General features: G+C 49.2%; 1 rRNA gene. It reads right to left on the bottom strand.

The window, feature by feature from the left end:
* A 5S ribosomal RNA gene (gene rrf, locus ACL9RG_RS22780) occupies positions 1–88 on the bottom strand; the annotation flags it as partial.
* Positions 89–252 lie beyond the last annotated feature (164 nt).

Here is a 252-nt window from a genome sequence, read left to right as displayed (position 1 = left end):
GAGACCCCACACTACCATCGGCGCTACGGCGTTTCACTTCTGAGTTCGGCATGGGGTCAGGTGGGACCACCGCGCTATTGCCGCCAGGCAAATCTGTTTTATTCCAACCGCGTCGCATGATTTCTCATACCAAGCCATCAGAACCAATCTTGGAATTCGCTGAAAATTGTCTTCAAGTCTCTAAAAACACCTTTGGTGTTGTAAGGTTAAGCCTCACGGATCATTAGTACTGGTTAGCTCAATGCATCGCTG

The sequence above is a fragment of the Rouxiella sp. Mn2063 genome (genome assembly GCF_049319665.1).
Taxonomy (GTDB): domain Bacteria; phylum Pseudomonadota; class Gammaproteobacteria; order Enterobacterales; family Enterobacteriaceae; genus JBMOUD01.
The sequence above is the reverse complement of the archived record's forward strand: the minus strand, read 5'-3'. Positions and strand labels throughout refer to the sequence as shown.